Source organism: Mucilaginibacter pankratovii, from assembly GCF_014773265.1.
Taxonomy (GTDB): Bacteria; Bacteroidota; Bacteroidia; order Sphingobacteriales; family Sphingobacteriaceae; genus Mucilaginibacter; species Mucilaginibacter pankratovii.
The window spans coordinates 24,251-48,503 of the sequence record NZ_JACWMY010000016.1 but is presented as its reverse complement, the minus strand read 5'-3'; the positions used below and the strand labels follow the sequence as shown (position 1 = coordinate 48,503).

Here is a 24,253-nt window from a genome sequence, read left to right as displayed (position 1 = left end):
TAATTGGGAATTGGTGAGCCGGGCAGTACACTGCCCGGCTTTTTTATGCCAGCCCATGATGTACGAAAGTGTACGTAGTAGTGTCCGTTATCGTACACCTCTAAAATGAAAAGTGCTCCGAATACGCCCGAAAAGGGGTTTTTAGGGATGGCACTGGGTTTGACTTAAACCTGGCAGACTAATTAACTACCACCTCGTTATGATAAAAAACCTGTTTAAAACCGCGTGGCGCAATGTGTACCGCCAGCGGTCGTACACCCTTATCAACATTATCGGTCTGGGTTCGGGCATTGCCGTTTGCCTGGTTATTTTTGTGCTAATACAGTTCCACACCAGTTTTGATAATTTCCATGCCAAAAAGGATAGGATCTACCGCCTGTTGACGGAATACCATCATGCCGATTCTAAAGATATATTTTATGGCAAGGGCGTATCATGGGCTGTACCACAGTTTCTGAAACAGTATATACCGGCTGTAGAAGAGGTTGCGCCGGTATTTAATGCCAGGCAGGAACAAATGCAGGTGTTGAACGCCGAAGGGCAGGTGGTAAAGAAATTTAAAGAGACCCAGGGCGTGTTTGCAACAACCCCGGCCTTCTTCCGCATTTTCGATTTCCCGATGCTGCAGGGTAGCCCCGATGCACTGAAAGACCCCAATATCGTTTTCTTAAGCCAGGCAACTGCCGAGCGCTACTTTGGCGACTGGCACAAGGCCATCGACCAATCCATCAAATGGAATAACCAAACAACCATGAAGGTGGCCGGCATCCTTAAAAATAGCCCGCTTAATACAGATTTTGACCTGCAGATAGTATTTTCTCTGGGCACCGGGTGGACCGAGCGCATGGTGAAAGAGCGTGAGTGGAACGGTACCATGGGTAGTTTCGGCTGCTATGTACTTACGCCCCCCGGTATGACCGGCGATTACCTTACCACCCAGGCACGTGCAATGGTGAAAAAGAACCATGAGCCAGGCAACAACGATAGCGAAATAGCCCAGGCCCTGAATGCTGTGCACTACGATACCAAAGCCGGTGATTTTTCGGATAAAAGCATCAGCCCGCAGATGATAAGGATGTTATGGATGATAGCTTTGTTCATCCTCATTATAGCCTGCGTAAACTTTGTGAACCTCGCCACAGCGCAAAGCGTTAGCCGCGCCAAAGAAGTAGGCATCCGTAAAGTGCTTGGTGGTAACCGTTGGCAGCTGCAAATGCAGTTCCTGGCCGAAACGCTGGTGATCGTGCTTGTATCGGTGCTGCTGGCAGCAGGCATTGGCCTTTTGGCCGTACCGATGGTCGGCAAAATTATGGAGTTGCCATTGGCTGCTGGTATGTTATTGCAATGGCAGGTAGCCATATTTCTGGTGGTGTTAACAATAGGGGTAACTGTTGTAGCCGGCTTCTACCCATCGCTGGTATTGTCGGGTTTTAATCCTATTAATGCGCTTAAAAGTAAGCTGGCATTTAAAACGCCAAAAGGTATTTCATTAAGGCATGCGCTGGTAGTGTTTCAATTCATTATAGCGCAGGGCCTGATCATTTGCACCATCATTATTGTAAAGCAGATGAACTATTTTACGCATGAGAGCATGGGCTTTGCCAAAGATGCCATTGTGAACGTGCCTTTCCCGGGTGATAGCGTGGGCATCAGCAAACTCGACTACCTGAAACAGCGCCTTGCCGGTATAAAAGGAGTGGAGCTAACCAGCCTTAACTCGAGCCGTCCCGCCGACGGCGATGAAGACTGGACTAACTTTATCTTCGAAAATTCGCCTAAGCGGGTAGATTTTTATTCGATAGTGAAGATGGTGGATGAGAACTACGCGCCTCTTTACAAACTTAAATTTGTTGCCGGGCATAACATGGCCCAATCAGATACCATCCGGGAGTTTTTAGTTAATGAAGCGTTGGTTGCCAAACTCGGCATTAGCAAACCCGAAGATGCTTTAAATAAGCAGATAGCATTTAATGATAAAATAAAAGGTAAAATAGTGGGTGTGCTGAAGAACTATCATAACCGTTCTTTTAAAGAGGATTACGCGCCGCTGCTGCTATCTACCAATAAAACGCAGTTTTCGCTGGCCAGCATTCAATTGTCCGCCTCAAGTTTCAAAGCATCTTTGCCTGGGGTTGAAAAAGTATGGAACGATGTTTACCCCGAATTTGTGTTTGAGTACCAGTTTGTAGACGAACAGCTGGCAAGTTTTTATAAACAGGAAAACCAACTGAGCAGCATCTATCAAAGCTTTGCCGTGGTTGCTATTTTATTGAGTTGCCTGGGCTTGTACGGGCTGGCATCGTTTATGGCGGTACAGCGCATTAAAGAGGTGGGCATCCGCAAGGTACTGGGTTCCTCGGTATCCGGCATTGTATACCTGTTCTCTAAAGAATTTGTGGTACTTGTTGTTATCGGCTTTGCCATAGCATCGCCCGTTACCTGGTACCTGATGAATAAATGGCTGCAGGATTATACCAATAAGATCAGCATCCACTGGAGCATTTTTGCGATGGCAGGCGGAATAGCCGTTTGTATTGCGCTGGCAACGGTAAGTTCCCAGCTGATAAAGGCTGCTTTGGTGAACCCGGTGAAGAGTTTAAGGAGCGAGTAAGAAGTTAGTATAAAATTATCTGTTTGATTATGAGTTATTTATAAGCAAATAGACAATTTAAATAGTACTATGTATTGCATAATACCATGTAATGTTTATTTTTGTTTTATAATTAAAATAAAGCAACATGAATATTTATAAAAAAATGCAGATAGCCGTGCTTGGTGTGGCACTGGCAGCTATAACAACCTCCTGCCACCACGGGCGTGGCACCACCATCATATCATCGGATGATAACGGTTCTACCAAGCGAATAGAATATTCGGGCAAGGTGGTTTTTAGTAAGGATAAAACCGGGATAAATTATATCTCCGAAGGCGGCTACGTAAAATTTGAACGCAACGGCAAAAAGATAGAAGCCGAAGGCGACAGCAAAGGAAAGGTAGTTTATGACTACGACGGCGGTTATGGTACAACCGAACTAAATGCGGACGGCAAACAATTTTTAGCGGAAGCGGTACAGGAGATAACCCGCCAGCAGGAGAAGGTTGCGGCGGATAAGAAGAATAATAAGGCGCCGTTTTAAGCTCTCGGGATCGTCCTTGCGAGGAGCAGAAGGGGAGGGCGTGTGGGGGAGCGACGTGGCAATCATCGGGAGGCAGGGCGGACCTGCAAATCGGTTCTGCTTGCCGATGGTTGCCGCGCTATCGCTCGCAATGACGTGGTGGTTAAGTTGCGTTACTTCACCACATCTATCGTGTGGCTCAGCTGCTCTACGCCGCCTGCCCAGCTTTGGTGGCCTGGGATGATGTATTTGGCATGGCCGTAATATTTAATAACGTTCTCTACACTGGCCGGCCATTGTTTTAAGTTGGCATCGCCAATAAAACCTTTGCTATCAGTTTCGAGGCTTTTTACAAAACAGCCGCCGTGTAATACCAAATCGTTCGGAAACCAAACTACGATGTTATCCTTTGTATGTCCCTCGCCGGGGAAATAGGTTTTTAAGGTGACGCCGCCGATGGTAAATGTTGTATCGCGGCTAAAGGTGAATTCGGGTAGTTTGTTATGTTCTGCTTTGGCAAGTTTGTAGGTTAGGGTACTGCTGTACGTTTTGGTGCCTTGTTTTTTCAGCACGTCGAAGCCAACAACCCGGTCGTCATGAAAGTGGGTGGCAATGCACAGCACAATTTTTTTGTGGTAGGTTTTGTAAAGGGTATCAATCAGCTGCTGTGTTTGGTTCTCGCCCCAGGGCGTATCTATCAAAATAATCCCCGCATCTGTAACCACAAACAAACTGTTCGACGGGAACAGATCGGCATCATCACCCGGATAGCCATAGGAGGTACACACATAGTAATTTTTGGTAAGTGGCGTAATGCTGATCTTCGGCTCCTGCTTTTGAGCAAAAGCCTGAAATACTACTATCAACAAAAAAATAAAAAATGCCAGTCTCTTCAGCATAAACCTTCCAACTTTAAAACCTTCCAACCTTTCAACAAATCTACAACTCCTCCAACATCTCCAAGCTAAACTTATCCAGCCCGCTCACTACCACATCCGCTTCGGTAAGCATCTTGGGCGAGCCAATGCCTACGGCTTTCATACCGGCGTTCAGCGCGGCTTCTACGCCGGCAACGGCATCTTCAAACACCACGCATTCGGCGGGTTCAACGCCCAGCGCTTCGGCACCTTTTAAAAATACTTCGGGGTTGGGTTTGGCTTTGCTCACGCTATTACCGTCAACAATGGCATCAAACAATTGGGTTAGCTGCAGTTTGGCCAATATAATAGGAGTGTTCTTACTTGCCGAGCCGATAGCCGTTTTTATTCCGGCATCGCGGCATGCTTGTACAAATTCTTCCGCGCCGCTCAGGATCTCGTCGGGCGTCATCTGGTTGATCATATCGGTATACCACAGATTTTTGCGGGTGGCCATTTCCTCTTTTTCGGCTTCGGTAGCGCCGGTAACCTGGCCCCAGCCCAGTATCAGCTCCAGCGAGGCCATGCGGCTTACACCCTTTAATTGCTCGTTCTGGTGCTCGGTAAAATCAAAACCCATTTCGTTTGCAAGGCGTTTCCAGGCTTTATAATGGTACACGGCGGTATCAACAATAACACCGTCGAGGTCGAATATGCAGGCTTTATATTTCATGGTAGCTTTACTAAGCCGCTAATTTACTCGCTTGCTTGTTAATAATCATTATAAATAATTATCAACATTATTTGGATTAATTATAAATAATGCCAACATTTGCATTATAAACATGGTTAATACTACTCAAACGCAAGAACTTTCTACCTGGACTAACGTATTTGGCACCAAACAGGGTGCTATTTACCAGTGCGATGAAGAGCGTTGCTGGTATGTAGATTTTGCCGGCAAAGTAGCCAAATTTGATTACCGCTGCCTGCTGAAATTGAAGAAAGCCGTTTACCATGTAGACATTGAAGACCGCCTGCTCAACAGCGGTAAATCTCCCGATGTAGAGATCATCTTCATTTGCGCCTGCGACCATACTTATGTGCTTAACCTGCTGCAAATTATCGCCCTGAAAGAGATTCTGGAAGGCACCTTTGTGATGTTCCAGCTTAATCACATCATCCAGGATACCCTGTACCGCCTTCCCCTTTAGTAATTTAGACTGAATTCATATTGCTTTTATTTTCTTTAGCTGCTGATTTATAGCGGTATTATTGTGTAGCTAAATAAATCGGCACGTTTGTTGCCTTTGTTTATTGGCTCATAAACCATCAAGAACATGAAAGATCTTATCCGTATCAAAAGCCTGATTTCTACAGAAGTGGAGTCGCTTTTAAATCAGCAGGTAAAAAAAGAAGCATACTCGTCTTCGGTATATTTAGCCATGGCATCATGGTGTAACCGCAACGGTTACGATTTTTCTTCGGAGTATTTTTTTAAACAAGCCGAAGAAGAACGCCAACATCAACTAAAATTCTACAAATACATCCTGGATATGGGCGGCAACGCGATATCACCCGATGTAACCGGCATTAAACAAGAATATAACTCTTTCCGCGAAGTGTTTGAAGAAGCACTTGACCAGGAGATCAGCGTTACCCAATCTATCAAAAATATTTACGCACGTTGCTTAAAAGAGCAGGATTTTGTAACCAACGAGTTCCTTAACTGGTTCCTGAAAGAGCAACGCGAAGAAGAATACAAAGCACGCCGCGCGCTGGAACTGTTTGAAGTTATTGGTGAAGAAGGTACCGGCAGGTGGCAGATAGATAAGCACGTTGGCGGCATAAAATACGACAGCGAAGCATAAGCGCCTCTTGGCCTCACCTATATCCTCTCCAAAGGAGAGGACTTTAAGAAAAATAAGCCTCATCTTAACTCGTCTCTTCTGGAGAAAGGTTAGGATGAGGCTTTTAGCTTTCTAAAGCCCTTCTCCTTTGGAGAAGGGTCGGGATGAGGCTCCTCAATCCTCCAGCAGTTTCAAAACTTCCTTAGGCGAATACTCTTTTAACCAGGTATTCCCCGGCGATATGGTGCATACCGGTGCATAATCACACCGGTCGGTGCATTCTATTCTGAATACTTCAATATCATCTTTAGCGTGTTTGGCAAATTTATGGGCAAGTTTATACATGTCCTTCCCGCCGCGCTTTGCGCATTTGCTGCCGGTACATACAAATAAAACCTTATCGGGTACAGTAAACTTGCTCATCTTCTCCTCCTTGGTGCCAAATAATTCAACATACAAATAACGGGTTTATTTTTTATTTATACTTTTATGATGTTATAACCACAAGGTAAGTAAGTAGCGAGATGGTGAATGGTGGGGATAGATAAATGGTTGATAATTGATTAGTTGAGTAAATGGTAATGGTTGATTGAGTAAATAATGGGTTAGTGTAATGATAACATCTTTAATGAGCCTTTTACCAATATGGGCGTTGCCTTCGGCCCGCGCTATTCGCTGCAAGTCCGCACTTCGCTTCGCTGCGTTTACGGGCTTTACGCTGCTATCGCTAACGCAATTGTCTGAACCCGAATTTTAGGAATTTACAGAACGGAATGCAACTCTTAATTCTGATAATTCGTAAATTCTTTAAAATTCGAGTTCAGACAATAATAGCCGGTTGCTAAGCTGTGTTTCTATCTCTGCGCTCTCTGTGGTAAAATAAACGCCGTTATTGTAGCTAAAAATTCGTGAAATTCGACTCCATTCCTGAAATTCGTGTTCGCTAATTTAGCCCCATGTTCAAAAAATCCGTACTCCTTTGCCTTTTCATCCTCACCCTTGCCACCGCCTGTAATAACGATAAGGAGTCAGAAAACAAAGAATACATCTACCGCGTAGTAGGCATTAAAGACGGCGACACCATGGTGCTGCTCTCACCCGACCATATACAAACCACCGTTCGCCTTGCAGAAATCGATTGCCCCGAGAAATCGCAAGCTTTTGGGCAGGCCGCGAAGCAGTTTACTTCGGATCTGTGCTTTGGTAAACAGGTAAAGCTTTTTAGCACTACCAAAGATAGGTATGGCCGCACCGTAGGGCAGGTAGAACTGGCCGACGGTACCAATGTAAATTATGCCATTGTAAAAGGTGGTTATGCATGGCAATACCGTGCCTACTCCAAAAGTATGGCGCTGGCCGAGTTGGAACTGCGGGCGCGCCAAAACCATCTTGGGCTGTGGCAGGACGTTAACCCAACCCCGCCATGGAATTTCCGTAAGGAAGGCAAAACCAACCGGGTGCAAACCAGGGCGCCAAAAACTAATAAGCCAAAGCGTCATTACAAAAAGCGGAAACCAAAGTACGCAGATACAGCATCTGTACAGTTTAAAACCCTCTCGTTTGGAGAGCAATAGCCCACCATAACACAGATTCCATAAAACGTTCCGCTGGAACGTAAAAATTGCCGTTATTTTTCTACCCATAAAACGTTCCTCCGGAACGATTTTGCTTTTCTTCATCCCTTCGGGATGTTTTATGGGTAGAAAATGCCAAGGAACCCTCTAACGTTCCGACGGAACGTCTTATGAATTACCCGCCTGTCTTATGATGGGCTGTTACTCTTTGAAGAGCGCAGGGTGAGGCTTCTTTACGGGTTTAGAAGCAATATTATAGATAAATACGGACGCATTTTATGTAAACCCTGTAAGATACAACAAATTGATTATCAAGTATTTGAAAAGTTTACACTGGAAATGTGTAAACTTTTGTAAACTTTTTTGCCCTTGGTTGTGGTCCCGACTACAACTAAAACGGGTAAAAGCAATTCAGATTTAACAACGTTTTAAAGTTGCCAAATCTTTAGCGTAAGTACGGTTGCGGTCGCTTTACGAGTTGACTCACCCCGGATACGCTTCGCTGTCCGACCCTCTCTACCTTCGGTAAAGAGGGTGAAGAACAAAGAAATGAAAACCTAAGTCAACCCCTCTTTCCGAAGCAGAGAGGGGGCAGGGGCTGAGTAAACTCTCCGGCCAAATCTCACCAATGGGCATTTCAAAATTACCTTGCTATCTTAACCTCCTTTTAACTTCATTTCCCTATCTTGCTTAACCATTTACCATCACCGATGAAGATAGTTAAAGCGATCCTTTCCCTTGCATTTACCGGCCTGCTTATCTGGGCGCTGCAAACAAAATTTGGCGAGATCCCACCTGTAGGGAAGTTTTTGAACCCGGCTACCGGTTTCTGGCAAAATGCCGAAAGCAGGAATATCGACGCTGCGGATGAACTAAAACTGACCGGCTTACAGGGTAAAGTCACCGTGAAGTACGACGAGAACCGCATCCCCCACATCTTCGCCGAAAACGAGCACGACCTGTATTACGCCCAGGGCTATATCACCGCCCGAGACCGACTGTGGCAACTGGATATCCAAACCCGCAGCGCATCGGGCAGGCTGGCCGAAGTGGTTGGAGCCAAAGCGCTGGATATCGACCGCTACCACCGCCGCATGGGCATGGTTTACGGTGCCGAAAATACCTTAAAAGGCATGATGAAGGACCCGGTAATGCGGGTAGTTGTTAATGCCTACACCGAGGGCATCAACAGCTATGTACACCAGCTTTCGCCGCGCAATTACCCCATAGAATTTAAACTGCTGAATTATGCCCCCGAAGAATGGAAGCCCATTAACTGCGCGCTGCTGCTAAAACTGATGTCGGAAACGCTGGCGGGCGGCACCAACGAGCTGGCCATGACCAACGTGCTGAACAAATTCGGTGCAAAGGTAACCAACGATCTGTTCCCGGATTACCCTATGCACGAGAGCCCCATTATCCCGGTAGGTACCAAATGGGATTTTAAACCGCTGCCCATACCCGCGCCGCCTGCCGCCTTTAAAGCGCAATTGCTGACGGGTATAAAAATGAAGGAGAGGGTAGAGGGCATTGGCAGTAATAACTGGGCCATCAGCGGCAGCAAAACGGCTACAGGTTACCCTATTTTGGCTAACGACCCGCACCTCGATCTTACTTTCCCATCCATCTGGTACCAAATGCAGTTATCCGCCCCTGGCGTAAATGTTTACGGGGTTTCACTGCCCGGCGCACCTTGCATCGTTATCGGCTACAACAAAAAAATAAGCTGGGGCGTAACCAATGTGGATGCCGACATATTAGATTGGTACCAGCTGAAGTTTAAAGACCAAAGCCGCAACGAATACTGGTACAACAACCAATGGAACAAGGTGACCTATCGCATCGAGAAAATCACCGTGAAGGGTCAGTCGGATATTATCGACACGGTGCGCTATACCCATTTTGGCCCGGTAGTTTATGATAACGCGAAGATGGGCGAGGGGCACGATAACATCCCCGTTGGCAACGCGCTTAAATGGATAGCCCACCAGGAATCTAACGATATCAAAGCCTTTTACCTGCTTAACCGCGGCAGTAACTATACCGATTACCGGGAGGCTTTAACCTACTTTACCGCGCCGGCGCAAAACTTTGTTTTCGCATCGGCAGATAACGATATCGCTATTACTCCGAACGGTAAAATACCTTTGAAGTATAAAGATCAGGGCAAATTTTTGATGGATGGCAGCGACCCGGCTAACGACTGGCACGGCTTTATCCCCTTTGAGCAAAACCCCACGGTGAAAAATCCCCCGCGTGGTTTCGTAAGCTCGGCCAACCAAAGTTCTACCGACCCAACCTACCCGTATTACATTAACTGGCAATTTGCGCCTTACGAACGCGGCAAACGCATTAACGACCGCCTCGGCGCTATGCAAAAAGCCACCGTAGATAGCATGCGTGTATTACAAACCGATACCTACAGCATCCGCGCGCAGGATATTTTACCAACAATGCTTAAATATCTGGACGCCAGCAAACTGGATGGGAATCAGCTCGCCGCCCTCGATATCCTCAAACAATGGGATAAGTACTACGATGCCAATTCCGAAGGCGCAGCCGTATTCGCCAATTGGTGGAGCCGTTTTTACCGAGCCACCTGGAATGATAACTTCTCGGACAAAAAGATGCCGCTCAACTGGCCGTCGATGGACCGAACGGAAGAGTTACTACTGAAAGAACCCAATTCGGTTTGGTTCGACAATAAGAAAACGCCTATGAAGGAAACCGCCGTGGATGTACTGAGCCGTAGCTTTAATTTAGCAGTAGACGGCCTGATAAAAAACCATGGCAAGCCTGGCAACTGGCAATGGGGCAAGGTAAAGGAATTTGAAGTGCGGCATTTGGCCAATATCCCCGGCTTTGGCTCGGGTAATTTTGCCTCGGGTGGTACGGGTTCTACCGTAAATGCAATAAACGAGGGGCACGGTCCGTCGTGGCGCATGGTGGTTCAGCTTGGTCCGCAGGTAAAAGGCTACGGCATCATACCGGGCGGGCAAAGCGGCAACCCCGGCAGTTTTTATTACGATGATATGCTGCAAACCTGGAAGGACGGCAAGCTGAAGGAACTGCTCTACCTGCAATCGCCAACAGAAACTTCCAACCGGATCAAAACAACCTTAACCCTTAGCAAATAAACCTATGTTATTAGCACTGATACTTTTACTGTCGTTTATCAGCGGGTATATTTTACCCTGGTGGGCGGCCTGCATTTTCGCATTCGCGGGAGCATTCTTTTTGGGCAAAACGTCAAAGCAGGCGTTTTGGTCGGGTTTTGCGGGTTTGGGCCTGGCCTGGCTGGCACTGGCATTGTTGAAGAGTTTACCGAATGAAAATATCCTGGCCACCCGCGTGGCGCACCTTTTTCAACTGCCGCATTGGGGATTGGTGCTGCTGATTACCGTTTTAATTGGCGGTTTGGTAGGAGGGATGTCCGCCTTATCGGGTTTGTTGGTGAAGAGGGTGTTTGAGAAGAACGGGAAGTGATATGAGGCTAAGGGAGATCGCGTTCAATACAGTTTACCAACATCCTTTGTTGGTTTTTAACCGGGAGACTTGGTGCATTAAAGAACTGTATTGGTCGTATTTAAAGCCTTTCGATACAGGTGTTTTTTGTAAAATCGTTTTAGAGGTTAATGACGATATTTCCTTGAAATATCATGGCTTTAAGGAGATCGTTAATTGCGTAGATGTTGTTCGTGTAGAGGTGTACTTTGATCTTGATAATTATTTTTCGTTAAGTAACGCAGCAAAAAAAGTAACGTTGATTGAAATGTTACATAAATGTATGCTTTTTCTTTGTGAACGTTATGAATGGGATAAGGAAGCGGCTATACAGGCTTATGAACTATGCCTGGAAAATAATTTAGAATATAGGTTTAAGTTGAAAAACAAGACTTATCGGTCGCCGCAAAGGAATTGGTATGGGGCGATTTACTGTGACTGGGATTTGAACTATTTTAAGGCAACGGCACGTATAGAAGATAAAAATGGAGAATTGATGAAAGAGCAAGAACTTTTGAATATCGAACCCTACTTCGGCGAATTCATTTATTATGCTAATTGTAAATGGGACGACGCGTATACCTTTAGCCTGTACTCCAAAACAGGTAAAAAGTGGAGCATACAGTTAATGTCGCTTGTTGCTGACGAATAAATCCTTTTTCCTCCTGTTGTGATTTTTCTCCCCTTCTTGCGAATGATGGTGTAAAGCCTTAAAGCAAAAGTGCCCGTTTACCCGACGCTGATTTGCCGTCGTGCAGAAAAAATGATATATTGCTGTTACCGATCCACATATGTCAACACTATCACCAAAAGCTAAAAGGAATATTTTTCGCATCATCCCCTTTAGTATCATGTGGCTGGTGTTCAGCCTTGTTTATACGTTGCTTGAAAAGGGCCTGCTGGGCAGCCTGAATTATTATCCTTCCACCGGGAATCCTTACTTTTTTACGAGGAATATTGTTACAATGCCGCTTGTGGCGTTGGTAACCGGAACGCTGATAGGCGTGCTGGAAATTTTTTATTTCAGCAAGTGGTTTATCAAAAAAAGCTTCAGTAAAAAGATCCTGTATAAGTCGTTTATTTACCTCATAATCATCCTGTTTTTTCTCATAATTACCTTCATCGGCACGGCAGATGGGATGGCCGCTGCAGTTAGCCGTACAGAGACCTGGGACTATGCCCGGGCGTTTTTTACCAACTATTCGCTGATAAGTGTTTGCATCTATATTACCCCTATCATTTTGATCAGTCAGTTTTATACCGAGGTGAGCGATAGCATAGGCCATGCCGCATTGCGTAATTTCTTTTTAGGGAAGTACCATCGCCCGGTTCAAGAGGAAAGGATTTTTATGTTCTTGGATATGCGCTCTTCCACCACTATTGCAGAGAAGCTCGGCCACGTTAGATACTTTGAAATGCTGAAGGAATATTTCGCCGACCTGTCGGCACCTGTTATCGACCACTCCGGCGAGATCTATCAATATGCAGGTGATGAAATGATCGTATCATGGAAGCTGACAAACGGCGCAGCAAATAGTAATTGCATTCGGTGCTTTTTTGCGATGAAAGAATCTATAGCGAGGCGGGCGATGAAATATGAAGAACAATTTGGATTATTACCCGGGTTTAAGGCAGGGTTTCATTGCGGAATGGTAACCACCGGCGAGATAGGGGTGTTGAAAAAGGAGATCATCTTTACAGGCGACGTGCTGAACACCGCCGCCCGGATACAAGGCTTATGTAATCAATTCAATGTGGATATTCTTATTTCCGGCGACCTTGTAAAAAAGGTTCACCTCGATCCAATTTTTCAAATAAAACCCTTAGGAGAACATATTTTAAAAGGCCGGGGCGAAAAAATGGAACTATTTACGGTGATGTAATAGTTGTGGAAAGCCCATCCTTAAAACGAAAAAAGCCCTGGCGTTTGGTATACCAGGGCTTTTAAGTAAGATCATTAACAACCTTTTTTAAAACGCACTAAGCGTAGCTTTTAGCTCGGCAATAGCGGGTTCTTTACTTGTTGCCCTGTCAAATATTTGTGCCGAGGTTACATCGTCGCCATAAAAATCGGCGTTCAGGCTTTTGTTGATGGCCAGGTTCGAACCGTTTACGCTGATACCGGCAAACAGCCCTTTGCTGCGTGAGTAAGAATAGATCTCAGCTTCCAGTTTATGATCTGTACTGGCGGTAGAGCTGCGGCCAACCGGGCCCGCTGCTGCCGATATATCACCGCCGATGGTGAAATCGCCGTTTTTAACTTTGGTAAGCACGCCTTTGTTTTTAAATACCAAAACCAGGTCGACAGATTGAACACCAATTTGTAAACCAAAGCTGCCGCCGGTAAGGGTTACAAACACAGGGTCGCTCCATTTGCCGCCTGGCAGTTTTACCATGGCAAGCCCTTGTCCGCGTTTACCGCCGATGCCAAAGCCTGCGTTGATGAGTTTCGGAACGATCACAATGCCTTCGTACTCTTTCAGTAAGTCGCTTGGGATGCTTTCCTTCATCTGTCCGAAAGCCTTTAAAACATTGTTTGCCTGGTGTATTTTTTCCAGGCCTTTATCGGTAGATGTGGCGGAAGCCAGTATAAAAAATGCGCTTAACAAAAGCGGCAATCTTAAAAATTTAATGAGTTTCATAGTGGGTTTGATGAATGTATGATTATTGTTGTTTTTCTATAGTTAACTCGCAAAGGGAAAAATTGTTACACCTGGAGGAGTAAATGTGCAGATTCAGATTTCAAATGTGCAAATGAAAATCCATAGAATGTTCAGCCCACATCGATTGTACAAACTCATATCTGTATAGCTGCACATCTTTTTTCTCATCTGCACATCTTCACATTTGTAATCTGCACATTTAGTATTTTTGCAGCATGATAAAGCCGGGCAAAGAAAAGGTATTCGCCATAAATAATAAAGAGGATTTTGAGGAGATAGCCTTGCAGGTTTTTCAATACCAGGCCGCAAACTGCGCGGTTTACAAAGCTTTTATTGAAGGCCTAAAGATCGACCCCGCGTCGATTATTAATCCCGAACGGATACCGTTTATGCCGGTGGAGTTTTTTAAATCACACAAGGTGGTGGCGAGTGATGGCGATGCAGAAGTTGTTTTCACCAGTTCGGGCACCACAGGGATGATCACCAGCAGCCACACGGTTACTGATGTGAGCTGGTATGTGCAGAGTTTCCGTAATGCTTTCCAATTGTTTTATGGCGATATAGAAAATTATACGGTGCTTGCTCTGCTGCCCTCGTACCTGGAGCGGGAAGGCTCATCTCTTATTTATATGGCGCAGGATCTGATCACCCAATCGGCAAACCCCGATAGCGGCTTCTTTTTATACAACCATGAGGAACTATATAATATTTTGCAAAAGCAAAAGGCAGCCGGTAAATCAACGCTGCTGATAGGCGTAACCTTTGCCCTGCTGGATTTTGTGGAACAATACCAGATAGATTTCCCCGAACTTATTGTGATGGAAACCGGCGGCATGAAAGGCCGCCGCAAGGAAATGATCCGCGAGGAGCTACACAACACCCTTTGCGCAGGCTTTGGTGTAAAAAACATTCATTCCGAATACGGGATGACCGAACTGCTCTCCCAAGCCTACTCAAAAGGAGAAGGCATCTTTAATTGCCCGCCCTGGATGAAGATCATCACCCGCGATACCAACGACCCGTTCACCCTTGTAGATGCCGGCAAAACAGGCGGTGTAAACATTATCGATCTGGCTAATATCAATTCCTGCTCGTTCATTGCTACTCAGGATCTGGGTAAAGTTTATCAGGACGGTTCTTTTGAGGTTTTGGGCCGTTTTGATAATTCTGATATCAGAGGCTGTAACTTATTGGTAGGTTAGTCCGTCAATGTAAGCAGTAATAAATAACAATAAGGTAAAATAAATTTTGCCTTGCCGAGTATTTAAATAAATATATTTACTGCTTATTGTGCCTAAGCTATTGATCATCCGCCCCCTCATAAAAAAAGTTGCCGTATTGTTTGTAATGCTCTTGTGCATCGCAGCAAAAAGCTATTGCCAGCAATTTTATGTGGCCACAAGCTCACTCCAACTAAAAAGAATAACGCTTACCCAAAATGGCATTATAACAGACGATGTTGGTGGTTGTGGTAGTGGAACTTTTTTTTCAGTAGCAGTATCCGGCACCTACCTTTACTACAACACTGGTAATGGAGCACTTTACCGTGGCGACATAAATGGTGGCGCTTCCCCGTCTATCAGCAATTGTAATTTAATTGGCAATAACGTTGCAGGAAACGCGCTTACGGTGGATAAGAATGGCCTTGTATATTTCGCCAGCGGAAGTGCATTGTTTTCTTTTAAGGAAGGCACCACCGATGCGGTTTACCTGGGCGATATGCCTTTCTATTCGGCAGCGACTTGTTGTTTTATAAGGACGAACTTTACATGGCGGCCGCCAGTGGCGAGATCGTAAAAGTTAATATTGCAAACCCTATCAACAGCACCTCTTATATACCTATCGGCCGTAATATTATGGGTTTTACAACGGTATCAGTAAATAACAAGCTTAAAGTGTACGCATTTGCCGATCATCCGAGCGGCACCGAAATGCTTGAACTGGATATGGAAAACCAGACCATAAAGGGGTCTGCGGGCACCTTGCCTTTTGTAGTATACGATGCAGGCAGTAACGCCGAAGCAGGGGAGATCCCGGTAATAGAGATAAAGGATGTAGCCATAGAACAGGAATGTAATGTTTTTAATAGAGGTGTTGCCCGGGTGATCTGCAAAACGCCCACCAGCGAATATGTTTACACGCTCGATAACGGAATGAGTAGCAGAATCGGGGTGTTTAATAATCTTACAGCGGGGGGCTATAAAGTAACGGTGACATCTACCGGTGGCGAGGCCCCGAAGGAAGCCACGTTTACCATTCCGGATTATAGCCTCAATAATCCCGTTATCACCATCACCAAAAAGAATCCTGTTTGCGATGTACCCGGTGAGATCACTCTCAATACCGCTACCGGCAACAGTACCTACGGGATAAGCTACAATAACGCCGTTTACAATTTTGGCCACACCTTTGCCGGTTTGCCGGCAGGGAGTTATCATTTTGTAATAATCAATAAAGCAGGCTGCCTTATTGATGAAAAAGATTACTTGCTGGATCAGGACGTATGCCCGCCCATAGAAATAATCGATGCTCAGTTCCTGCAGGAATGTACAGCCTACACTCATGCCCGAGTTACGATCATAACCAAGCCACACCCGGATACTTACACCTATTCGTTTAATGGTGTTACCGGTCCTGACAATTCGTTCAGCAATGTGCCGCCGGGGACTTACACACTTGTGGTAACCTCATCCGGCGGCGACAGGAAAGAACAGCAGGTGTTTGTGCCCGATCTTTCGGTGGTAAATAAACCCGCGCTAACTTATAATGTGAGGAACGCGGTTTGCACAGCGCTTGGCAAAATAACATTTGCACCCGCAGGCGATATAAAAGGAGCAGCCAAAATAAAGCATGGGGCAGACGTCTATCCCTTCACCAAAACCATTGCAGATCTGGTACCGGGAAGTAATCATTTTACAATTTTAAGTGCCGAAGGCTGTATATTAGACGAACTGGATATCGAGATTGGACAGGATAAATGCGAACTGGTTAGCTTCCCCAACACATTCACGCCAAACGGCGATGGCGTAAATGATATATTCAGACCCAATCAGAACAGTAACCCTATGGCCATCGAGTATTATATCTACAACCGCTGGGGACAACAATATTTTCATACTAAAAACTTCAACGTTGGCTGGGACGGCACCTATGCCGGTAAGCCCGCTACCACGGGCGTTTATTACCTGGTGGTAAAATACACCATGGGCGACGGTGTAAGCTATACACAAAATACATCTGTTACGTTATTGAGATAAAGCGCAGTGCTGCTATTTGTAGCTTAAAACTTATATTTACAAAGGCAATATTATTGTTATTTTTGCCCACGATCCTAATATCAGAAATATGATAGAGAAATTTTTAAAGGAAGAACAAGACCCCAAAGCTGTTGAACGTATTTATGGCCGCCTGGTAGATCTGCTTACCACCGGCGAGGAGATACTATACATTGCGGTACAAAAGAAACCGATAGTGAACCTGTTCCCCGATTGTATTGCTTTAACCAATAAACGCATCCTGTTTTTTACCCCGGCAAACCTGGGGTTATCTATCAAGTTTGTTGATTTTGTATGGAAGGATATTGTAGACGTATACACCCGCGAGGAAATTATAGGAGCCGTATTCAGTGCCAAAACCACTAACGGTGCCGAAATGGGGGTTGATTACCTGCCCAAGGTACAAGCCCGCAAGCTATACCAATACGCCCAGGAACGTAAAGAAGCCGAGCGTGAAGCCCGCCGCCTGCGCGACCTGGAAGAGAAACGCGCCGAATCGGGCTCGATGCAGATAGGCCACGCCAACGAGGCTGCCTTTCAGCCGGTTGCGCCTGTGGTACAGCCACCATTTGCCGCGCCAGCGCCGGTTCCAACTCCCCCGCCTGCACCTGTTGCTGCCCCGGTAGCCCAGGAAGAGCCTAAGAAAGATGAACTGACCGAGAAACTAAAGAGGCTGAAAATGCTTTTCGAGAACGGGCTGATCTCGCAGGAAGAATATAACGCTAAAAAGCTTGATCTGCTGAGCGATTTTTAAGAACCCTATTCAAACCCGCAAATTGCGGGGTTATTTTTTTTCGGGCAGTTCCATAGGATTGTTATTTTCCCGCGCATTAGCCGTGGGCGATTTGTTTACCGTGATAGACTGAATTTTTGATGGATCGATGTCGCCCATTCGCATGCCTGTTATCCGGGTGCCGCCGCCCCCGTTTGATGCCTTTGGAAAGCCCACAGGGTCTTTTGCCCGTGCCTCCTGCAGGCGCTGCAGATCTTTTACCGTGGTTTTAATATCAGCTGCCGGCGGTAATATTGTTTGATTGGTATTGCTGATGTCCTCAAATCCTGCGAACTTAAATATCACCTCTCTTTTTGTATCGGCAACTTCCACAATCAAACCCGGCAGGCCGTTTAGTTTCCATGGGCCATTGCGGAATGGCAGCTCCGGGCAAAACCAGGCTTCATAAACGCGGCCTTTAAAAATACCGGTTGCTTTCTGGCAATGTAAAGTTCCAAAACTTAGGGTGTCCGTCCCTATCTTCCAGTTTATAACCGGTAGCGCCTCTTCTACCAGGTAATAGTTAACGATCTGCTGCTCAGTATAAAGCTTTTTGGTATTTGCATACTGGTAAAATTCCTCATTGGTTACCGCGCCGCCACCTGTAATTGTAAGGTTGAGGTGATTAGGGTCGGTAGCATTTTTTACCTGGCTGGCTATCTGGCTGGAAAGCATTTCATCCTGAAGCTGTTTGGTTACACTGCGATACACGCTGGCATTACGGCCCAACAGCAATACCATGGTTTCTTTATAAGGCTTTTCCCGGTTGGCCGTATCGCGGATGTGGGTAAGTTCGTAAGTGGCTTTGCCGATGGCAACATCGGGTTTCTGAGCAAAGCCCGATGTTAGGCATAGTGTGCAGGCCAGGGTAAATAATAGTTTTTTCATTAAGCAGATAATTGGTAAGCCGTAAAACTAAATATTTAGTTTGAATTATACCAACTCTCAATAAATTAATTATGCAAAATTAATTATGCACTAATCGCTCATCGAAATTAAAGGGTGAGGTACTCAATAGCTTTACATGTTTCATGCCTGGATGTACCGGGTTTAGCAAGTAATTAAACTCCTTCTCCACGATGCTTGATGGTACCCTCATAGCAAGATGTTCGTTTTTTCTTATAAATTGGTTACCTATCAGCTTTAGTTCATTTGGCGCGGAGATGTCTTTCCAGTTTTTGGGTAAGGTGGCCGCATCTATATTGGTAATGCCGGAGTCGGGCACTTCAATTTCGGCAATGCAGAAACCCTCGGGTATTAACAGGGGCGGGAGATGAACCAATACTTCCAATACGGCTAAAGCGCGCGAAGACGCAAGGTATATCATCGCATTGCCCTTGCTGTTCCACCGGGCGCCGTATAGCCTTGCACCTTCTCCATCGAGATTATTAATGTATTTGCAGGAAGAGATGCGGTAGAGTATCATCAAACAAAAATACCGTGCTCTATGCGGCCCAACTCATTAAAAACCATATCGAAGCCTGCGGAGGTATCTAAAAAAGTAACCGGAGCTTCGCCGTTAAAAATAAGGCTGGGAGTTTTCATCCAAAGCTTAAATTTATCCATGGAGCCAAAAACTTCTTCGCCACGGGTATACAAACGGGCAAGCTCTACAGCTTTTTCGGCATATTCGGTTTTAATAATAACATCATCTTCATAACGTTGCAAGGTTCGCTCTGAAATATGAAGAATGTTGGCAAGCTCCTGTATGCTTAATGAAATCTTTTTGGCTAACGCCAGCAGAGCTTTTTTAGGAAAACCCTGCCTTGCCAGTTTTACCAAATCAAAATCGGAAGAAAAAGCGACGGCTTTTGCGCCACCAAACAAATTATATAAAGGCATGGCAGTATTGTAGGTATATACTGCCATGGGCTCTTTAAACTGATTTGGTTTTTCTTTGTTTTTCATCTCATCAGACATTTGTACAAATTTAATTACCAAATGTCGTAATTCCAAATTATTCAGCAATAATTAAAAAATAATTCTTCTTGCCTTTTTGTAATCAAATATTATCTATTCATCATAGAATTTACCTGTTTCATTTTTTCGGTTAGAGAGTCGTATTTACATAAAACAACCAATGCAGCATTTTTTTTCCCTTTTTGAACGTATAAGTATTGGTTTCTAAATGCTTTGAAATCTGAAAGTTTATTTTCCAAAAGTACCTTCGTCTTATTAATATAAATACCTCCGTTGATTATTAGTTTTCTAATTTCACTCTTAGATTCAAACATAGGTTTTGATTCTAAATTTTCATCAAAATCTCTAATTTCTGATAAAAAGGAGATTATATCCTCATCGCTAAATGTGGGATTGTTATACTTCGTTGTTAAGAAAACATCGGCACTTCGATTATAAAACACTTTGGTGCTACTGAAAATGTCAATAAAATCTTGTTCCGATAAAAGGGATAAATGTTCCCATTTGAAATCTTTATTAAAAGCAAAATCATTAGTAATATAAACCAGTTTCATTTTTTCCTCACCATGAACGCGTATTGTTATATCTGCAGCAAGCGCTTTCTGCAAAACACGTGTTCCTGGATTATGATTGTGCTCAATCTCAATTGATTCAATTTTGGATTGATCAAATAAAGTAAATATTCTAATATAAGCCTTGGCGTCCTCATCGCTGGTATTTAACCAAAATTGATAAAAATCAAACGGTTTAGTTTTTGCAGCATCCAGCCAGATGTTGCCACCTTCAGATTTACCGAATTTGGTCCCGTCGGATTTTTTGATGAGTTGGGTGGTCAAAGCAAATGCTTCGCCACGGCCTTTGCGGCGGATCAGTTCGGTACCGGTAACAATATTGCCCCATTGGTCGCTGCCGCCCATTTGCAGGGCGCAGTTGCGGTTTTTCCACAGGTAGTAAAAATCGTAGCCCTGTACCAACTGGTACGAAAACTCGGTGAACGACATGCCCGTATCGCCGTTGATGCGGTTCTTTACCGAATCCTTAGCCATCATATAGTTAACGGTGATATGCTTCCCTACATCGCGGATGAAGTTCAAAAAGTCGTACCCTTTAAACCAATCGTAGTTATTAACCATTTGGGCGGCGTTATCGCCGGTTTCAAAATCAAGGAACCTTTCCAACTGGCCTTTAATACCGTTAAGATTATGCTGCAGATCTTCTTCGTTCAGTAAGTTACGCTCTGCCGATTTACCCGATGGGTCGCCCACCATACCGGTAGCGCCGCCAACCAGGGCAAATGGCTTATGGCCTGCACGCTGAAAGTGTATCAGCGTCATGATCTGGGCAAGGCTGCCAACATGCAGCGAATCGGCAGTTGGGTCGAAACCGATATAGCCCGATACCATCCCTTTATTCAGTAATTCCTCAGTTCCGGGCATAATATCGTGCAACATGCCTCTCCAGCGTAGTTCTTCTACAAAATTCATCAGTGTATGTGTTTCAAACCCGATAGCTATCGGGACGCCAAAGATAAAAGAATAATTTGTTGGGTGCAGGCCGAATTGATTGCTTTTTGCTGTGTAAACTAAGGGTAATGTTGATATTACATCTGTGTAAAGGCTTTTTTATGTGGTATATTTTTTGTTTATTGCTACAAACGGAACATTTCAGCCCCTGCCTATGAATTTTTTGTCGCACTATTATTTCGACCGGGACACTACCGACTGCTACTTTACCTTAGGCACCGTACTGCCCGACCTGCTGAAAAATGCCGACAAAACCATCGTTCTGCATCCCGAAAAATTGGTGCATGCAAACCCGAATGTAAACTCTATCATCGCCGGCTGGAATAAACATTTGCTGGTTGATAAGTATTTTCACACCTCGGAATTCTTTCTGCACCATTCGCACACGCTCAAAAAAATGCTCGCACCTGCCATTACAGGTTCGCCGGTAAAGCCATTCTTTTTGGGGCACATCGGTGTGGAACTGATACTGGATAACCTGCTTATCACCACCAATAAGATAAGCGTGGATGACTTTTATGGCCATCTGGATAGCTGCGATGTGGAAATCATTAAAGAATTTGTGGCTTTTGCGGGGATGAAGAACACTGCCGTTTTTGCTAAATTTTACGAAGGCTTTAAGCAAAGCCGCTATTTAGCTACCTATGTTAATCTTGGACAGGTAACTTATGCCCTCAAACGTATCTGTATGCGTGTATGGCGCGACCCGTTTACAGTCGAGCACGAAGAGGCCGTAAGTGCTGTTGTACTACAATACCGATTGGGCTTGCTGGATACTTTTATGGAAATTTATGAGGAGATAGGGGAGAAGTTACCTCAAAAGATTGATTGAAACGAAGATCCGCGTTAGGGATAGAAGCGGAAACCCCGGAATGAAGCACTGCTTCTATCAGCAGTGCGGAATGAGGAGTTGCAGCGCATAGCCCGGGCCGCAGGCAACGCCATAATATAGCTATTTACCAAACTACCTCTTTAAACAAGCTTTAAAATCATCGACTTCCTCTCTGATTTGCCTAAACCATTCCCCACAATCTACATTTCCCCACCAAAAACCGCCTAAAAATCAATATTTAACACTAAAAATATTTTTATCTATAAAAATTATATCCGTACCTTTGCAGTCCCAATTAAGTGTTGGGAAAAAGGAGTAAAATTTATTAATGGCAAAAAAACAAGAAGCAGAAAAAGAATTAAAAGCTAAGGAAGCGGAACTGGGTACAGTTACTGCAACCGCAGAAAAAGAAACTATTGAGTCAGAAGCTGATTCAATATCAATCGAAGAGATCAAATCTAAGATCGCAGTTGCACCACTGGAAGATTTCGACTGGGATGCAGATGACAAAAAATTTGGTAACTACAGCGATGACGACCGTGAGAAACTGGAGAAACTTTATGATGGAACATTCAGCTCTATCACCAAAGGCGAAATTATCTCTGGTGTTGTTGTAAATATCAATAACAAAGATGTTGTATTAAACATCGGGTTTAAATCTGACGGTTTGGTATCGGTTTCTGAATTCCGTGATACACCTGATCTGAAGATCGGTGATTCAGTTGAAGTATTTGTTGAATCGCAGGAAGATGCTAACGGTCAGTTAGTGCTTTCTCGTAAACGTGCTAAAACTCAAAAATCATGGGAGCGCATTAATTCGGCACTGGATAACGATGAGATCATCACAGGTTTTGTGAAAAGCAGAACTAAAGGTGGTTTAATTGTTGATATTATGGGCGTTGAAGCCTTTTTACCAGGTTCACAGATCGACATCAAACCTATCAGGGATTATGATGTATATGTGGGCAAAACAATGGAATTTAAAGTTGTTAAGATAAACCACGAGTTTAAAAACGTTGTGGTATCGCACAAAGTGCTTATCGAAGACGATTTGGAAAACCAAAAAACAGAAATTGTTGCCAAGCTTGAAAAAGGCCAGGTATTGGAAGGTACCGTTAAAAACATTACCGACTTTGGTGTATTCATCGACCTTGGTGGCGTAGACGGTTTACTACACATTACCGATATATCTTGGGGCCGCATAGAGCATCCAAGAGAAGTATTATCATTAGATCAGAAGATCAACGTTGTTGTGCTTGATTTTGATGATGAGAAAAAACGTATCGCTTTAGGTTTAAAACAACTTACCCCGCACCCTTGGCAATCATTAGATACTGATTTAGTTATCGGATCTAAAGTAAAAGGTAAAATTGTAACTGTTGCTGATTACGGCGCGTTCTTGGAAATTATCCCGGGTGTTGAAGGTTTGATCCACGTGTCAGAAATGTCATGGTCTCAAAACCTGCGTAACCCACAGGAATTCCTGAAAGTTGGCGACGAAGTTGAAGCTCAGGTATTAACCTTAGATCGCGACGAGCGCAAAATGAGCCTTGGTATTAAACAATTAACTCCTGATCCTTGGCAAAATGCCGGTACCAGGTATGCAATTGGTACCACTCATGTTGCTACAGTTAAGAACATGACCAACTTTGGTGTGTTTGTTGAACTGGAAGACGGCATCGACGGTTTGATCCACATCTCTGACTTATCATGGTCTAAAAAAGTAAACCACCCTAACGAATTTACTAAGGTTGGCGAAAAATTAAACGTGGTAGTTTTAGAATTGGATATTGATAACCGCAAACTGAGCTTAGGCCACAAACAGCTGGAAGAAAACCCTTGGGATACTTTCGAAACTATCTTCACTATCGATTCGATACACGAAGGTACCGTATTGAAAGTAACTGATAAAGGTGCTATCGTAGCTTTACCTTACGGTGTAGAAGGCTTTGCGCCAACCAAACACCTGGTTAAAGAAGACGGTAAATCTGTAAAAGCTGAAGAAGCTGCTGAGTTCAAGATCATCGAATTCAACAAAGAAAACAAACGTATCGTTATTTCACACTCACGTATATGGGAAGAAGCTCGTGCTGACGCTCGTGTTCAGGAATTTGAAAACCGTAAGAAAGAAGCAAAATCTGCTAACAACGCGGTTAAGAAAGTGAAAGAATCAGTAGAGAAATCAACTTTAGGCGATCTTAGCGTATTAGCTCAGTTAAAAGAGCAAATGGAAGGTGCTGAAAGCAAAGCGGCTAAAAAAGCCCCTGTTGCACCAGCCCCGGTAGCTAAAGCAGAGCCAGAAGCTGCTGCAGAAACTGAAGAAACCGAAGAAGTTTAATCTTCTAAACGTTTAAATATTACAAAGCC

General features: G+C 44.5%; 23 protein-coding genes. 15 read left to right on the top strand and 8 right to left on the bottom strand.

Annotated features, from left to right (window positions below; translation table 11 throughout):
- Positions 1-199: 199 nt before the first annotated feature.
- Positions 200-2,611, top strand: coding sequence for an ABC transporter permease (locus tag IDJ77_RS24785; protein WP_191191682.1), 2,412 nt, complete (start codon positions 200-202; stop codon positions 2,609-2,611).
- A 127-nt stretch (positions 2,612-2,738) separates the two neighbouring features.
- Positions 2,739-3,137 carry a hypothetical protein gene (locus IDJ77_RS24780; protein WP_191191681.1) on the top strand — a complete coding sequence of 133 codons (399 nt, stop codon included), beginning with the start codon at positions 2,739-2,741 and terminating at the stop codon, positions 3,135-3,137.
- Between the two features lie 152 nt (positions 3,138-3,289).
- Here the strand turns inward: IDJ77_RS24780 and bla are convergent, their stop codons facing one another.
- Both bla and pgmB read right to left on the bottom strand, forming a co-directional pair.
- Positions 3,290-4,015 (bottom strand): subclass B1 metallo-beta-lactamase, encoded by a 726-nt coding sequence (bla, locus tag IDJ77_RS24775; protein WP_191191680.1) that lies wholly within the window; start codon positions 4,013-4,015, stop codon positions 3,290-3,292.
- Between the two features lie 40 nt (positions 4,016-4,055).
- Positions 4,056-4,706, bottom strand: a complete 651-nt coding sequence (gene pgmB / locus IDJ77_RS24770; protein ID WP_191191679.1) for a beta-phosphoglucomutase — start codon at positions 4,704-4,706, stop codon at positions 4,056-4,058.
- A 112-nt stretch (positions 4,707-4,818) separates the two neighbouring features.
- Here pgmB and IDJ77_RS24765 point away from each other — a divergent pair, with 112 nt between their 5' ends.
- Together IDJ77_RS24765 and IDJ77_RS24760 are read left to right on the top strand one after the other, a co-directional pair.
- Positions 4,819-5,187, top strand: coding sequence for a hypothetical protein (locus IDJ77_RS24765; RefSeq protein ID WP_191191678.1), 369 nt, complete (start codon positions 4,819-4,821; stop codon positions 5,185-5,187).
- Positions 5,188-5,313: 126 nt separating this feature from the next.
- Positions 5,314-5,844 carry a ferritin gene (locus IDJ77_RS24760; protein ID WP_191191677.1) on the top strand — a complete coding sequence of 177 codons (531 nt, stop codon included), beginning with the start codon at positions 5,314-5,316 and terminating at the stop codon, positions 5,842-5,844.
- A 153-nt stretch (positions 5,845-5,997) separates the two neighbouring features.
- On the opposite strand, the gene IDJ77_RS24755 is transcribed toward IDJ77_RS24760, so the two are convergent.
- Complete coding sequence (locus tag IDJ77_RS24755) at positions 5,998-6,246, bottom strand: (2Fe-2S) ferredoxin domain-containing protein (RefSeq protein WP_191191676.1); 249 nt, start codon at positions 6,244-6,246, stop codon at positions 5,998-6,000.
- 533 nt (positions 6,247-6,779) lie between these two features.
- Between IDJ77_RS24755 and IDJ77_RS24750 the strand changes: the two genes are divergently transcribed.
- The 5 genes from IDJ77_RS24750 to IDJ77_RS24730 all read left to right on the top strand — a co-directional run bounded on the left by IDJ77_RS24750 (position 6,780) and on the right by IDJ77_RS24730 (position 12,784).
- The gene (locus tag IDJ77_RS24750) at positions 6,780-7,397 is read left to right on the top strand and encodes a thermonuclease family protein (protein WP_191191675.1); all 618 of its coding nucleotides are present in this window, start codon (positions 6,780-6,782) and stop codon (positions 7,395-7,397) included.
- A 710-nt stretch (positions 7,398-8,107) separates the two neighbouring features.
- The gene (locus IDJ77_RS24745) at positions 8,108-10,534 is read left to right on the top strand and encodes a penicillin acylase family protein (protein WP_191191674.1); all 2,427 of its coding nucleotides are present in this window, start codon (positions 8,108-8,110) and stop codon (positions 10,532-10,534) included.
- Between the two features lie 4 nt (positions 10,535-10,538).
- On the top strand, positions 10,539-10,883 hold the full coding sequence (locus IDJ77_RS24740; protein ID WP_191191673.1) for a hypothetical protein: 345 nt from the start codon (positions 10,539-10,541) through the stop codon (positions 10,881-10,883).
- A gap of 46 nt (positions 10,884-10,929) precedes the next feature.
- On the top strand, positions 10,930-11,553 hold the full coding sequence (locus tag IDJ77_RS24735; protein ID WP_191191672.1) for a hypothetical protein: 624 nt from the start codon (positions 10,930-10,932) through the stop codon (positions 11,551-11,553).
- Positions 11,554-11,692: 139 nt separating this feature from the next.
- A complete protein-coding gene (locus tag IDJ77_RS24730; RefSeq protein ID WP_191191671.1) occupies positions 11,693-12,784 on the top strand; it encodes an adenylate/guanylate cyclase domain-containing protein in 1,092 nt (363 codons plus the stop codon).
- Positions 12,785-12,871: 87 nt separating this feature from the next.
- Here IDJ77_RS24730 and IDJ77_RS24725 read toward each other — a convergent pair whose 3' ends face one another.
- Positions 12,872-13,543, bottom strand: a complete 672-nt coding sequence (locus IDJ77_RS24725; RefSeq protein ID WP_191191670.1) for a lipid-binding SYLF domain-containing protein — start codon at positions 13,541-13,543, stop codon at positions 12,872-12,874.
- 236 nt (positions 13,544-13,779) lie between these two features.
- Here IDJ77_RS24725 and IDJ77_RS24720 point away from each other — a divergent pair, with 236 nt between their 5' ends.
- The 4 genes from IDJ77_RS24720 to IDJ77_RS24705 all read left to right on the top strand — a co-directional run bounded on the left by IDJ77_RS24720 (position 13,780) and on the right by IDJ77_RS24705 (position 17,593).
- Complete coding sequence (locus IDJ77_RS24720; protein ID WP_191191669.1) at positions 13,780-14,766, top strand: long-chain-fatty-acid--protein ligase; 987 nt, start codon at positions 13,780-13,782, stop codon at positions 14,764-14,766.
- 88 nt (positions 14,767-14,854) lie between these two features.
- Positions 14,855-15,361 carry a hypothetical protein gene (locus IDJ77_RS24715; protein ID WP_191191668.1) on the top strand — a complete coding sequence of 169 codons (507 nt, stop codon included), beginning with the start codon at positions 14,855-14,857 and terminating at the stop codon, positions 15,359-15,361.
- The gene (locus tag IDJ77_RS24710) at positions 15,334-16,821 is read left to right on the top strand and encodes a gliding motility-associated C-terminal domain-containing protein (RefSeq protein ID WP_191191667.1); all 1,488 of its coding nucleotides are present in this window, start codon (positions 15,334-15,336) and stop codon (positions 16,819-16,821) included. Before IDJ77_RS24715 ends, IDJ77_RS24710 begins: the two co-directional genes overlap by 28 nt.
- Before the next feature lie 88 nt (positions 16,822-16,909).
- Complete coding sequence (locus tag IDJ77_RS24705; protein ID WP_224751224.1) at positions 16,910-17,593, top strand: PH domain-containing protein; 684 nt, start codon at positions 16,910-16,912, stop codon at positions 17,591-17,593.
- Between the two features lie 30 nt (positions 17,594-17,623).
- On the opposite strand, the gene IDJ77_RS24700 is transcribed toward IDJ77_RS24705, so the two are convergent.
- From IDJ77_RS24700 to tyrS, 4 genes are all read right to left on the bottom strand, one after another.
- Positions 17,624-18,499: a GLPGLI family protein gene (locus tag IDJ77_RS24700; protein WP_191191666.1), complete on the bottom strand. Its 876-nt coding sequence runs from the start codon at positions 18,497-18,499 to the stop codon at positions 17,624-17,626.
- Between the two features lie 79 nt (positions 18,500-18,578).
- Entirely contained in the window at positions 18,579-19,037 is a 459-nt protein-coding gene (locus IDJ77_RS24695) for an RES family NAD+ phosphorylase (RefSeq protein WP_191191665.1), read from the bottom strand.
- Positions 19,037-19,531 carry a type II RES/Xre toxin-antitoxin system antitoxin gene (gene parS, locus IDJ77_RS24690; protein WP_224751223.1) on the bottom strand — a complete coding sequence of 165 codons (495 nt, stop codon included), beginning with the start codon at positions 19,529-19,531 and terminating at the stop codon, positions 19,037-19,039. Before parS ends, IDJ77_RS24695 begins: the two co-directional genes overlap by 1 nt.
- Before the next feature lie 89 nt (positions 19,532-19,620).
- Positions 19,621-21,015, bottom strand: coding sequence for a tyrosine--tRNA ligase (gene tyrS / locus IDJ77_RS24685; protein ID WP_191191664.1), 1,395 nt, complete (start codon positions 21,013-21,015; stop codon positions 19,621-19,623).
- A gap of 193 nt (positions 21,016-21,208) precedes the next feature.
- Between tyrS and IDJ77_RS24680 the strand changes: the two genes are divergently transcribed.
- On the top strand, positions 21,209-21,886 hold the full coding sequence (locus IDJ77_RS24680) for a hypothetical protein (RefSeq protein WP_191191663.1): 678 nt from the start codon (positions 21,209-21,211) through the stop codon (positions 21,884-21,886).
- A 328-nt stretch (positions 21,887-22,214) separates the two neighbouring features.
- Positions 22,215-24,224, top strand: a complete 2,010-nt coding sequence (gene rpsA, locus IDJ77_RS24675; RefSeq protein WP_191191662.1) for a 30S ribosomal protein S1 — start codon at positions 22,215-22,217, stop codon at positions 24,222-24,224.
- The last annotated feature ends 29 nt before the right edge of the window (positions 24,225-24,253 follow it).